Annotated in this window: 10 protein-coding genes; 4 read left to right on the top strand and 6 right to left on the bottom strand. The window is 35.9% G+C overall.

What is annotated here, in order from left to right; translation table 11 throughout:
- Positions 1–52: 52 nt before the first annotated feature.
- The 6 genes from CJF12_RS07355 to CJF12_RS07380 all read right to left on the bottom strand — a co-directional run bounded on the left by CJF12_RS07355 (position 53) and on the right by CJF12_RS07380 (position 10,043).
- Entirely contained in the window at positions 53–1,489 is a 1,437-nt protein-coding gene (locus CJF12_RS07355) for a glutamate synthase subunit beta (protein ID WP_034681508.1), read from the bottom strand.
- Positions 1,489–6,021: a glutamate synthase large subunit gene (gene gltB / locus CJF12_RS07360; protein WP_034681666.1), complete on the bottom strand. Its 4,533-nt coding sequence runs from the start codon at positions 6,019–6,021 to the stop codon at positions 1,489–1,491. Before gltB ends, CJF12_RS07355 begins: the two co-directional genes overlap by 1 nt.
- Positions 6,022–6,560: 539 nt before the next feature.
- Positions 6,561–8,258, bottom strand: coding sequence for a lysine--tRNA ligase (gene lysS, locus CJF12_RS07365; protein ID WP_034681510.1), 1,698 nt, complete (start codon positions 8,256–8,258; stop codon positions 6,561–6,563).
- 250 nt (positions 8,259–8,508) lie between these two features.
- The gene (gene rlmF, locus CJF12_RS07370; RefSeq protein ID WP_034681512.1) at positions 8,509–9,444 is read right to left on the bottom strand and encodes a 23S rRNA (adenine(1618)-N(6))-methyltransferase RlmF; all 936 of its coding nucleotides are present in this window, start codon (positions 9,442–9,444) and stop codon (positions 8,509–8,511) included.
- Between the two features lie 3 nt (positions 9,445–9,447).
- Positions 9,448–9,822 carry a c-type cytochrome gene (locus CJF12_RS07375; RefSeq protein WP_034681513.1) on the bottom strand — a complete coding sequence of 125 codons (375 nt, stop codon included), beginning with the start codon at positions 9,820–9,822 and terminating at the stop codon, positions 9,448–9,450.
- The gene (locus CJF12_RS07380; RefSeq protein WP_034681514.1) at positions 9,822–10,043 is read right to left on the bottom strand and encodes a hypothetical protein; all 222 of its coding nucleotides are present in this window, start codon (positions 10,041–10,043) and stop codon (positions 9,822–9,824) included. Before CJF12_RS07380 ends, CJF12_RS07375 begins: the two co-directional genes overlap by 1 nt.
- A 140-nt stretch (positions 10,044–10,183) precedes the next feature.
- Between CJF12_RS07380 and CJF12_RS07385 the strand changes: the two genes are divergently transcribed.
- From CJF12_RS07385 to trpD, 4 genes are all read left to right on the top strand, one after another.
- On the top strand, positions 10,184–10,828 hold the full coding sequence (locus tag CJF12_RS07385; RefSeq protein WP_034681517.1) for a hypothetical protein: 645 nt from the start codon (positions 10,184–10,186) through the stop codon (positions 10,826–10,828).
- 263 nt (positions 10,829–11,091) lie between these two features.
- Positions 11,092–12,513, top strand: a complete 1,422-nt coding sequence (locus CJF12_RS07390; protein WP_034681519.1) for an anthranilate synthase component I family protein — start codon at positions 11,092–11,094, stop codon at positions 12,511–12,513.
- 35 nt (positions 12,514–12,548) lie between these two features.
- Complete coding sequence (locus CJF12_RS07395; protein WP_034681521.1) at positions 12,549–13,148, top strand: anthranilate synthase component II; 600 nt, start codon at positions 12,549–12,551, stop codon at positions 13,146–13,148.
- Positions 13,149–13,186: 38 nt separating this feature from the next.
- The gene (trpD, locus tag CJF12_RS07400) at positions 13,187–14,176 is read left to right on the top strand and encodes an anthranilate phosphoribosyltransferase (RefSeq protein WP_034681671.1); all 990 of its coding nucleotides are present in this window, start codon (positions 13,187–13,189) and stop codon (positions 14,174–14,176) included.
- Positions 14,177–14,220: the final 44 nt, after the last annotated feature.

The raw sequence follows: 14,220 nt of genomic DNA on the forward strand, positions 1-14,220 counted from the left end.
TGAGTTAATATTTCATGTTCACCAGAATGAGAAAATGAATTCTGAATACGATTCAGTCTTCATTTTTTAAAAATTCATTAACCTTCTCTGCACACTGTCTGCCTTCAGCAATTGCCCAGACTACAAGACTCTGACCTTTTCTGGCATCACCGCAGGAAAACACTTTAGTCTGGTTGGTTTTATATTCTGTATTATTTCCAATTAAGTTCCCTTTGGGATCTAAATGAATATCTAAAGCTTCCACCAGCCCTTTATGTTCTACATGTGTATATCCTAGTGCAATAAAAACAAGATCACATTCGAGAACAAATTCAGAACCCAGTTTTTCAGTATATAAGTTCCATTGCCCCGCATCAGAATCTTTAGCCCACTCTGCTTCCACAAGACGAATTCCTTCTAGATTTCCATTTTCATCTTTTACAAATCCTTTAGAATTAACAGACCATAGACGATCACATCCTTCTTCATGCGAGGAGGTTATCTGTAATAATGCAGGATACGTAGGCCAGGGCATTGTTTCATCCCGCTCTGTAGGCTGCATGGGCTTATAATAGATTTGATATACAATTTCCGCTCCCTGGCGATTAGAAGTTCCTATGCAATCAGAACCGGTATCTCCTCCACCGATTACCACTACTTTTTTCCCTTTAGCATTAATTTCTTTTTCTTCAAAAGGAATTCCACTCACTTTTTTATTGCTTTGCTTAAGAAAATCCATAGCAAAATAAATTCCTTTTGCATCGCGATTGGGAATGATCAGGTCTTTTGGAACAGTGCTTCCTGTTGCCAGGACAATCGCATCAAAATTACGATTCAACTCTTCCACAGCATAATCAACACCAACGTTGATACCAGTATAAAACTTCACACCTTCTTCTTTCATCCATTGAACCCTGCGTTCTACAATATTTTTATCCAGTTTAAAATCCGGAATTCCAAATCGTAGTAACCCTCCTATTTCAGAATCTCTTTCTAGAACGGCAACATCGTGTCCCATCTGATTCAACTGATATGCAGCAGCCAATCCTGCTGGCCCTGAACCTACAACAGCTACTTTTTTCCCCGTTCTTACTTTTGGTACCCTTGGCTTAGCAAACCCCTGTTCAAAAGCTATCTCCACAATATTCTTTTCTATTTCCTCAATAGTGACAGCTTCATCATTAATTCCCAAGACACACGCACTTTCACACGGAGCAGGACAAATTCGTCCTGTAAACTCGGGAAAATTATTGGTAGATATTAAAATACGATAAGCTTTTTCCCATTGTTTTTGATATACCGCTCTATTGAACTCAGGGATCAGATTCCCCAAAGGACAACCGCTCTGACAAAATGGAATCCCACAGTTCATACATCTTGCTGACTGATCATTCAATTGTTGATCCGAAGGCTTCTGAATGAATTCTTTATAATCCCGAAGTCTTTTTTCAACATCTAATTTAAGGGGAAGCTCCCGTTCATATAATAAAAATCCATCTGTCTTTCCCATTATTTCATAACGTTTATATGGTTTTCAACAACGCTCTTATATTCTCTCGGATATATTTTGGTAAAATGTTTATGACTGTTATCCCAATCACTTAGTATATATTCCGCCAATGGACTTCCTGTATGATCAAAATGCTCTTTAATCAAACCCGAAATTAATTTTTTATCTTCTTCTGTAATTGGTTCCAGGTCTGCCATATCAGGATTAAAGTTATGTTTCAAGGTCTCATTTACATCCCATACATAAGCAATTCCCCCACTCATTCCTGCTCCAAAATTTCTTCCGACACCGCCCAACACAATGACTTTTCCACCTGTCATATATTCACATCCATGGTCTCCAATTCCTTCTACTACTGCAATAGCTCCGGAGTTACGAACAGCAAAGCGTTCTCCTGCCATTCCACTGATAAACAGTTTTCCGGAAGTAGCTCCATATAAAGCTACATTTCCTACAATACTATTTTCATTAGCTTTAATAATAGCCTCTTTATCCGGAAAAATAACCAACTGAGCCCCCGAAAGTCCTTTCCCTACATAATCATTCGCATCTCCTTCCAGACACATGGTTATTCCTTTATTACAAAAAGCCCCAAAACTCTGCCCTGCGGTTCCTTTAAAATGAAACCTCAGTGAATTTTCTTTCATTCCCTCAGACTTATAAATCTTAGTTAACTCATGAGAAAGAATGGTTCCTACCGCACGGTCTGTATTTTTGATATCAAATCCGGCTTCCATCGTAGTATTATTTTGAAGCGCATCTTGCGCCGCCTCAATCATTTGCCACGAAATAGAAGTTTCTAACCCTCCATCCTGTTCTTCTGTCTTTATAAGAGGTAAGTCTGTTTCTATTTTCTGAAGGAGCCTACTTAAATCGATATGCTGATGTTTCCAGAAATTAACGCCAGGCTTTCTTTCCAGACATTGAGACTGACCTACCATTTCATCAATTGTCTTAAATCCTAAACAAGCCATAATCTCACGAACTTCCATAGCAAGAAATCTGAAATAATTCACCAAATGTTCTACTTTTCCGTTGAATTTTTTTCTTAGTTCTCCATTTTGAGTGGCAATCCCCACAGGACAAGTATTCAAATGACATTTTCTCATTAATATACATCCTTCTACAATAAGAGCAGAAGTGGCAATTCCCCACTCTTCCGCTCCTAACAAAGTTGCCACAACCAGATCTCTACCTGTTTTTACCTGTCCGTCTACTTGCAGGGTCACTCTTTGTCTGAGTTTATTTTTAATCAAAGTCTGATGGGTCTCCGCCAAACCAAGCTCCCAGGGTAATCCGGTATGGCGGATAGAACTTAAAGGTGACGCTCCTGTTCCTCCATCATATCCTGAAATCAGAATGTGATCGGCTTTTGCTTTAGCTACTCCCGAAGCTATGGTTCCTACTCCTGCTTTTGAAACTAATTTTACAGATAATCGGGCATGACGGTTAGCGTTTTTCAAGTCAAAAATGAGCTGAGCCAAGTCTTCAATAGAATAAATATCATGATGTGGTGGTGGAGAAATCAACCCGACACCAGGCGTTGAATGTCTGGTTTTTCCAATCCACGAATCTACTTTATCCCCCGGCAACTGTCCTCCTTCTCCAGGCTTTGCACCCTGAGCCATTTTGATTTGAATTTCATCAGCCTCAGCCAAATATCTGGCCGTAACTCCAAATCTACCGGAGGCAATCTGCTTAATGGATGAACGCATATTGTCTCCATTTTCGTTAAGCGTATATCTTGCCTCGTCTTCACCTCCTTCCCCGGTATTACTTTTTGCGCCTATTCTATTCATCGCAATAGCCAATGTTGTGTGTGCTTCCCATGAAATGGAACCAAAAGACATCGCTCCTGTCGCAAACCGGCGCATAATATTTTCTATAGGTTCTACTTCTTCCAAAGAAATAGGCTCCCTGTCATTTTTAAACTCCAATAGACCTCTCAATAAAGAAGCTTTACTCATTTGCTTATTTACTAATCTCGAATATTTTTTAAAGATATCATAGTCATTATTCCAGGTTGACTGTTGTAGTAAATGAACTGACTGTGGATTAAACTGATGATATTCATTACTCTCTCTCCACTGATAAATACCGCCAGCATCCAAAAGAGCTTTTTCCAAATTCTCTTCAAAAGCTTCCTGATGTTTCACTAAAGCTTCTTTTGCAATTTCATCAAAACCAATTCCTTCAATCCTGGAAACAGCTCCCGTAAAACACGTATTTACCACCAGCTTATTCAATCCTATAATTTCAAAAATCTGAGCTCCATGATAAGATTGCAAAGTTGAAATCCCCATTTTAGAAAAAATCTTTAAAAGACCTTCTCCTACTGCCTTTTTGTAATTACCTCTAAGCTTTTCTAAATCTTCATTCTCCCCAAACTCTCCATCTTCAAACATTTGCCGGATACTTGCCAACGCCAAATAAGGATTAATCGCTGTAGCACCAAACCCCAATAAGGCTGCAAAATGATGAACCTCCCAAACATCTCCTACCTCCATCACCAAGCCTATTTTTCTACGAAGACCTTTTCTGATCAGATGGTGATGAACCGCAGAACAAGCCAATAATGATGGAATTGCTGCATGTTGGGAATCCAAAGACCGATCAGAAAGGATAATCACTTCAAATCCGTCATCAACTGCATCTACCGCATATCTGCAAATCCTGTCAATCGCCTTTTTTAAACTTCCCTCTTTTCCTTCCGCATTAAAATAGGTATATATAGTTTTTGATTGAAACCTTCCGGTATCAACACTTCGTAATTTCTCGAGCTGCTGATTATTTAGAATAGGATTTTCCAGTTTAATAGAATGAGCAAAATTTTTATCTTCTTCCAAAAGATTCCCATTCCCTCCGATAATTGTCGTCAAAGACATTACCAGTTTTTCCCTGATCGGATCTATCGGTGGGTTAGTCACTTGGGCAAATAATTGCTTAAAATAAGAACTTAAATGTTGTGGCTTTTCACTCAAAACAGCCAATGGAACATCAAACCCCATAGATCCAATCGGCTCTTTTCCATGAGAGGCCATTTCCTTAATCACTATATCCAGATCTTCCCTTGAATAGCCAAATGCCTTCTGGTATTTAAAAATATCTTCTGTCTGAAGTTTATTAAAACGAATTTTAGGATTCGGTAATTCATTAATATTAATCCTCATATTGTCTAACCATTCACGATAAGGCTTTGAGGTACATATTTCTTTTTTCAACTCATCGTCACTGATGATTGTTCCCTTTTTCAAATCCACAAGAAACATTTTGCCAGGCTGAAGACGACCTCTTTCAATAACCTTTTTAGGATCTACAGACAATGCTCCTGATTCGGATGCCATAATTACCAGATCATCTGAAGTCACACAATATCGTGAAGGGCGGAGACCGTTTCTGTCTAAAGTAGCACCAATGATCTCACCATCCGTAAAGGAAATAGAAGCAGGGCCATCCCAGGGCTCCATCAGACAAGCATGAAATTCATAGAAATCCTTTTTATACTGCTCCATTTGTTCATACCCATCCCACGCTTCTGGGATCAACATCATCATCGTATGTGGAAGTGAGCGTCCTGAATGATAAAGCAGTTCTACCATATTATCAAGGTACGAAGAGTCAGATTGCCCCGGTTTTGTTAAAGGAAGAATCATATCCATTTCTTGAGGGGTAAAAAACTGACTTTTAAATATCTTCTCGGAAGATCTCAACCAATTAAGATTTCCTCCTATGGTGTTAATCTCACCATTATGAGCTAAAAATCTAAAAGGTTGCGCCAAACTCCATGTGGGTGATGTATTGGTGGCAAAACGGGAATGCACCATCCCAAAAGCAGAACGAGTCTTAGGATTCGTAAGATCTTTGAAATAATTTCTGATCTGAATACTTCTTAATTGCCCTTTATAAATCAATTTTTTGCAGGAAAAAGAAGCAATATAAAATCCAATAGGATCATTATTTGTTACACTTATTACCTGATGAGAAATATAATTTTTAAAAACAAATAATTTTCTTTCGAAATCTTTTTCAGTTTCCACATCAAAAGGACGTTCTATAAAAAGCATTTCCATAACAGGCTCTACACTCCTTGCTAACGCTCCCAGATCAATATTACTTACTGGAACAGGACGGTATCCCAAAATTTTAATGTTCAACTTTTCAGCAGATTGAGCAATCACCTCTTTACATTCTTCACGAATAAAATTATTCTGGGGAAAAAATAACATTCCGACCCCGTAGTATCCTGGCTCCGGTAAATCTATTCCATAGTTTAATGCTTCATCATACAAAAGCTCATGAGGGATCTGAATCTGAATCCCTGCTCCGTCACCTGTATTACTTTCATATCCTGTTGCCCCACGATGCTCCATATTCTCAAGCATCGTAATCGCATCGCTTACAATTTTATAACTCTTAAGACCTTTTATATGGGCAACAAAGCCTACCCCACAGGAATCAAATTCAAATTCCGGTTGGTAAAGTCCATAGTTTTGCGAAAAATGATCAGGATTTCTTTTATGTGTTTTTCTCATCTGCATCTTCATTTACTTATCAAATGTAATGAAAAAAACAATTTTAAAGATTACAAATTACATTTATTCTATTGAATAATAGATAATATAGATTAAATAACCAATAAAACATGAAAATAAACAACAAATAGATATTAAAATTAAATATATTTTACATAATAATAAATTTAATTTCGAAATAAAATAATAAAACAAATAACTGAATATCAACACCATACAATCAAATCTATAAAAATCCCTGTCTATTTTCTATCAATCAATTCATATTAAAAAATAAAGTGAAGAGCCAGTCTATGAGTAGGTTATGATATGATCTCTGAAAAAAGAAAGTTGAAATCATGAATACGGCATCCAATCAGATAAATTACCTTAAATATGATTTTTAATACACAATTATACTTGGATACATTTTATTTAGCAAATTAATTATCTAAAATACATTTATAAAACAAAAATAATATCAACCATTCAAAACTACATATAAAAAAGCCTCCTAAAAAAATTTCAGGAGGCTCTTATTCATATATTTATTTTTTATCTTAAACCAATTTCATCAATACCTGATCATCGATTTTTTCTACTTTTACTAAATTGTTTTTAGTTAAAGTTTTAGAAGCTTTATCCCATTTTTTACCGGAAAGCTGGCTTCTTTCTTTGACCTCCGCTAAAGAGAGTGCTTCTTCCTGAGAGTTTAAGATTTCAAGGATTACTTTTTCATCTTCTCCCAATTCAATTTGAGGAACAGTTTTCTCCGGTCTCATTTGAGGGAAGAATAGTACTTCCTGAATCGATGGATTATTCGTTAAGAACATTATCAATCGGTCCATTCCAATTCCCAATCCTGCCGTTGGAGGCATTCCGTATTCCAAAGCTCTTAAGAAATCCTGATCGATAAACATCGCCTCATCATCTCCTCTTTCTGATAAAGTCATCTGTGCTTCAAAACGCTCTCTCTGGTCAATCGGATCATTTAACTCAGAATACGCATTGGCAATCTCTTTCCCACAAACCATTAATTCAAAACGCTCAGTTAACCCCTCATGAGTTCTGTGTTTTTTAGTTAATGGAGACATTTCAACAGGATAATCGGTAATGAAAGTCGGCTGAATAAAGTTTCCTTCACATTTCTCTCCGAAAATTTCATCAATTAATTTCCCTTTACCCATGGTTTCATTCACCTCAATACCGATTGACTTCGCGAAATCAAATAATTCCTTCTCCGTTTTCCCGGTAATGTCAAAACCTGTATATTTCTGGATCGCTTCTGTCATTGATACTCTTGGATAAGGAGCTTTCCAGTTGATAGTATGCTCACCAAAAGTAGATTCTGCATTTCCATTTACTTTAGTAGCACAGAATTCCAATAATTTCTCCGTGAATTCCATCATCCAGTTATAATCTTTGTAAGCTACATAGATTTCCATCGCTGTAAATTCAGGATTGTGTGTTCTGTCCATTCCTTCATTTCTGAAGTTTTTAGAGAATTCATATACCCCATCAAAACCTCCTACGATCAATCTTTTAAGATATAACTCATTGGCAATTCTTAAATATAAAGGAATATCCAAAGCATTATGATGAGTGATGAAAGGCTTCGCAGCAGCTCCTCCGGGAATCGATTGAAGAATCGGAGTTTCCACTTCAAAATATCCTGCATCATTAAAGAAAGTTCTCATTGCATTGAACAATTTTGTTCTCTTTACGAAGATTTCTTTAATATGTGGATTAACCGTTAAATCTACATAACGTTGTCTGTATCTTAATTCTGCATCATTAAATGCATCATGGGTTACCCCATTCTCATCTGTTTTTGCTTGTGGAAGAGGACGTAAAGACTTGGTAAGAAGTGTAAAGTTTTTTACCAATACCGTCTTTTCTCCTACCTGTGTTGTAAACAATTCCCCTTCGATACCGATAATATCACCAATATCCAAAAGGTGCTTATATACATCATTGTATAAGCTTTTATCTTCACCGGTACAGATTTCATCTCTGTTGAAATATACCTGAATTTTACCTGTAGAATCTTGCAATTCAGCAAAAGAAGCCTTTCCTTGAATTCTGCGGGACATCAATCTACCAGCAATCTTTACCTGTTTATTCTCAGAGAAATCCTGTTTTATAGACTCTGTAGTGTCTGTAATTTTATATTCATCCGCAGGGAACGCATTGATTCCCATTTCAACAAGCTTATTAAGCTTTTCTCTTCTAATGATTTCTTGTTCTGATAATTGCATTTCTTATTTTTCTAAAAGCGTACAAATTTAGGCATTTTTGAATTGATCATCAATGGCTTTTTTTAGAAATATAATTTATTTCATATAAAACTGGTAAAGGCAGGAATTCTGATGTTGTTTGTGAAGAGGCAAAATGGCGGAAAGGCTAAAAGGCGGAATCGCGGATTTGTAAAATCGTAAAATCGCTTTCTTTTTACTATCCAATGTGAAACTTTGTATCCCGAACCCCGAACCTCATAACTTCCTTAGTTTACTTTATAAAAAACCAGTTTTTACCTTCTTGCTGAGGAATAAATGTCCAGGCTAGTATTCTGCTTATCTTCTGACCCTGAGCCATATCGATAATTTTAAAATCGACTGCCTTGACTTTCTTTAAGACTGTAGTGAGTTTGTATAAGTTCTCTTTTTTCGAAACCAAACATGTAAACCAAAGAACTTGTGATGAATATAAAGCGCTTTCATGAATCATATTTGAAATAAAGGCCAATTCACCTCCTTCACACCATAATTCTGATTGTTGTCCGCTAAAATTAAGAAGCGGCTTACGTACTTTTGACTTGTGAACATTCTTTGTCTTTCTAAGATTTCCCTTTATAGCAGCCTCTTCAGAATCATGAAAAGGAGGATTACACATAGAAAATACAAACCGGTCTTCAGCACCTATTACATTTTTAAATATGCTTTTAGGATCAGGCTGATGTTTTAGCTGGATAGCAGGAATTAAATCAGGATTTTCATCCAGAATGTACTGTGCATTTTTCAAAGAAGCCTCATTGATATCCGTTCCCAGCATTCTCCATCCATAAGACCTGTGGCTGATTAAAGGATAAACAAGGTTAGCCCCTACTCCAATATCCAGACCTCTTATAGATAGGCCTGTCGGAATCTCGTTCTGTTGTTCACCCAATATATCTGCTATATAATGTACATAATCAGCCCTTCCGGGAATAGGAGGACACAGATTAGCATCAGGAATATCCCAGTTCTTAATCTTATAAAAATGAGATAACAGTGCTTTATTAAGAAGTTTTACTGCCTTGGGAATACTGAAATTAATCGTTACCGTCTGGTAGTCATTGGTAAAAACATACTGTTTCAGTTCTGGCACACAAGAAATAAGCTGATCAAAATCATAGGGATTACGATGCGGATTTCTTGTGTGCAGACTGGATTTTTCAGTAGACATATTTTATTTTTTCTGGCTTAAAATATATTCTACCATTTTTTTTGCATCTTCTTTAGATACCTGAGGATGAGGCTGCATAGGAACACTTCCCCAAACCCCACTACCGCCTTCTATAATCTTGGAAGCAAGCATTTCGATATCCTTTTCAGAATATTTATCAGCTATTTCCTGATAAGAAGGTCCTATCATTCTTTCATTAACCGTGTGACACCCTGTACAATCCATCGTTTCAATGATTTGACTTCCTGAAAGGTTGGATTTTACAGGTTCTGAAACCACTGCTGTTTCAGAAGAAGTTGCATCAACGGGTGTATTTTCTTTTTTGGAACAGGAAAGAATGAGTAATCCCATACATCCTGTCAAAAATAATTTTTTCATTATTTTTTTGCCGTAGAGTCAGTTTTAGCAGCTTCCGTAGCTGGGGCTGAAGTTGCAGCAGCCGGTGCTGGAGCAGCCTTAGCCTTTGTAGAATCAACCACTGTAGTTACTTCCGGTTCTTCAAGCATGGTGTTGCTGTCCTGTAATGAATGATCTGGTTTTTTAGAGCAGTTTACAACGAATAAACTTCCGATAAACGCAATTGCTAATACTTTTTTCATTATTTTTTCTATAAAATTTAAGCAAAAGTATAAAAAATAAATTTTTAAAATGGTGATAAATACCCATTTTAATGATTATTTTTTGGAAACTTAATTAATTAATCCGGACTCATGTGAATATAAAATTTTAAATTTAAACTATGATTATTGTTTCTAAAATTCTATTTTTCACAAGTCATCATGGTTTTTATACTGTGATTATCCTTATTTTGTTTTTTGGCTTAGTCTCATTTATCACCAGAAAGGTCTGGTTTCTGATTCCAATTCTTCCATTGGCCATTTTAAATGGCGTAGCCGGTCAGTTTCTGAATGCATGGTTTTTAAATAAGTATGGAGTGGAAAGCACAGCCATTATTACTTCCTATATTGAAACAAACTCCACCCTAAACGACATGTACATCCATGACTATGAAGCTATTGTAAAAAAACAGGATCAATCATATACTACAACTTTCTTCTCAACAACTTCTGCAGCCATCTATCCCATTGAGAACGCTATCAGGATCCCACAGGTTAATCAACCTTTTCCGGTAAAATACATCCCCGGTTATGAAAAAAACATCGTTATTCTATATAATGAATCTGAAGAAGGTAAAAATCTTCGTCGATACGAAAAACAAGCTCCTATCAATTCTGCAAAAATAAAATATGAAGCAGATCCAACGAATAAGGAATTTTTAAAAGAATATATTTCAGCCCTGGATGATTATTTACAGACCTATGAAGACAGAAATTATACTATTAAAATGGAAGAATTAAAGAAGGAGCTGAAGCAGTTGAAATAGTTAATTTTATCTTAAGTTTTTTTAATTTTCCTCTTTTTTGTTTTTTATATTAAAAAAATATCTAAATTTGTCCCATGTTTAATATGAGCAACAATATTTGGTGGTGGCTTTCAAACTCTTCGTCGGGTCTGAAGTTATTATCATGTCGTTAATTGTAAAAACACGCTTACAACCAGAATAAGATAAAAACAAAATATATAGACTTTGACGAATTTCGTTGAAGTCTTTTTTTATTACATAATTTCAAAAAAATAAAACTGCAAATGTTTAGCAAAAAAATAAAAATAAAAACCGTTTCTAAAAAGACATTAGGAGACCTTCAGACTCCAATGGGAATCTACCTGCAGATCCGTGATAAATTCAGAGATACCATATTACTGGAGAGCTCGGATTCCAAAAATATTGATAATAACTTTTCTTTTATTGCCATCAATGCTATTGCAGGAATTGAAATTAAAAACCTTAATGAGTTTGAAATAAAACTTCCCAATTCAGAACCTGTAAAACAGTTCATCATTGATCATAAAATAGCTGATATCCTACATGATTTTTCTTCTGTATTCGAGTGTGAAAAAACTACGGATGCCATCGAAGAAACGGCTCAAAGCCTTTTTGGATATACCAGTTTTGAAGCTGTTCAGTTTTTTGAAAATGTAACTTTTAAAGCTCAAAGTGAGGAAGTTGAAATTCCACTGCTTCGGTACCGTTTATACCAGTATGTGATTGCGATCAATCATTATAATGATGAAATGTATTTCATTGAAAATCAAATTGAAGGTGTAAAATCTGAATTGTACACTTTGGAAAATTTGATTAAAAATAAAAATTCAGCGATTTATCCATTTGAAAAAATAGGTCAGGAAACTTCCAATATCAAAGATGAGGAATATCTTGAATTGGTAAAAACAGCTCAGAAGCATTGTATGCGTGGAGACGTTTTCCAATTGGTATTAAGCAGAAGGTTTGAACAAAAATTCCTTGGGGACGAATTCAATGTTTATCGTGCTTTAAGAAATATCAACCCTTCCCCCTATCTGTTCTTTTTCGATTATGGGGATTATAAGTTATTCGGTTCCAGTCCTGAAAGCCAGTTGATTATTAAAGATCACAAAGCCATCATTCACCCTATTGCAGGAACGTTTAAAAGAACCGGAAATTTTGATATCGATTTACAGTCTATTGAAGAATTGAAAAACGATGCCAAGGAAAATGCAGAGCATACCATGTTGGTTGACTTAGCAAGAAATGATTTAGGGAAATTAGGAAAAAATGTCACGGTTACTAAACTGAAGGAGATTCAGCTTTTTTCTCACGTTATTCATATGGTAAGTGAAGTTACTGCAGAATTACCAGAGAAAACCAATCCTTTCGAAGTGGTTGCAGCTACTTTTCCTCAAGGAACATTAAGTGGAGCTCCAAAGCACAAAGCACTCCAACTTATCAATCAATATGAAAAAGATTCCCGTGGTTACTACGGAGGCTGTATCGGGATGGTTGGACTTAATGGAAGTTGCAATCAGGCCATTATGATCAGAACATTTTTAAGCAAAAACAATACATTATTTTATCAGGCAGGAGCCGGACTGGTTGCCAAATCTAATCCTGAAAGTGAATTACAGGAAGTCAATAATAAGCTTAATGCATTAAAAAAAGCTGTTGAAAAAGCAGATAAAATGAGCTATTAATCCGGCATCTTACCAGTTATAAAAAAAATAAGCAAATGGATAAAAATATAAAAGAACAAAAAGCAACTAAAGTTTTAGTTTTTGATAACTACGATAGCTTTACTTATAATCTCGTTCAGATTATTGAAAGAATTCTGGATCAAAAAGTAGATGTTTTCCGTAATGACCAGATTACTTTAGAAGAGATTGATCAATACGATAAAATAATCCTTTCTCCAGGTCCTGGAATTCCTGAAGAATCTGGTATTTTACTGGATGTGATCAGAAAATATGCCCCTACGAAAAGCATCCTGGGTGTGTGCCTTGGACAACAGGCCATTGCAGAAGCTTTTGGGGGAAGCCTCATCAATCTTTCTGAAATTTTTCATGGGGTGGCGACTTCTACTGATCTGGTAAAAGATGAAACCAAGCTTTTCAAAAATATACCTTCTGGGCTGGAAGTGGGAAGATACCATAGCTGGGCTGTAAATCCAGATAACTTCCCAGAAGAATTAGAAGTTACAGCAGTAGATAAAGACGGGATGATTATGGCCTTACAGCATAAAACATATGATGTACATGGTGTACAATTTCACCCTGAAAGTATTTTAACTCCGGACGGAGAAGTAATCATTAAAAACTTCCTTTTACATTGAAAGCTCTAGAAAATCCCTCAACCACAAAAACCCCACAAATGAAAGAAATTCTGCAATATTTATTCAATCATCATACTTTATCGAAATCCGAGGCTAAAGCTATTATGATTGAAATTGCTCAAAACAAATTCAATACGACGGAAGTAACTGCTTTCATCAGTGTATTCCTGATGCGAAATATAACACTGAAAGAATTGGAAGGTTTCAGAGAAGCTTTATTACAAATGGCTGTACCTGTATCTATAGATACCAGCGATACAATTGATATTACAGGAACAGGAGGTGATGGAAAAAATACCATCAATATTTCAACCTTAGCCAGCTTTATCATTGCAGGAGCAGGTCAAAAGGTGACCAAACACGGAAACTATGGTGCTTCAGCTGTTACAGGATCTTCTAACGTTTTAGAGGAATTAGGTTATCAAATGAATAATGACTCTGGTAAATTGAATAAAGATCTGGAAAAAGCCAATATCTGTTTTTTACATGCTCCTTATTTTCATCCGGCACTTCAGTCTGTAGGAGCTTTAAGAAAATCATTAGGCTTAAGAACTTTTTTCAATTTATTAGGTCCATTGGTTAATCCTGCAAAGCCTAAATTTTCTGTGATCGGTGTCTACAATTTGGAAATTGCAAGAATCTATCAGTATCTCCTACAAAAGGAAAATTCACGAGAATTTATTTTGGTTCATGGGTTGGATGGATATGATGAGATAAGCTTAACACAGGATACCAAAATTATCACTAAAAAAGGAGAGGAAATTTACTCTGCCGAAGACCTAGGTTTTGATTCTGTAAGCCCGGAAAGCATACAAGCAGGAAGCACAATTCAGGAAACAGCTAAAATTTTCAAGAACATCCTTAACGGTAAAGGAACAGAGCAACAAAACTCTGTGGTTTTGGCCAATGCTTCGGTTGCGTTATACCATACCCATAAATTTGGCAGTTATGATGACTGTCTCTTATTAGCACAGGAAAGCTTAGAAAGCGGAAAAGCATTAAAAAGTCTGGAATTATTGCTGGAATAATAATTTGCAAAAAACAGTGTATATTTTAAATCATGTAAGTATTA

The organism is Chryseobacterium piperi (assembly GCF_002285635.2).
GTDB lineage: Bacteria > Bacteroidota > Bacteroidia > Flavobacteriales > Weeksellaceae > Chryseobacterium > Chryseobacterium piperi.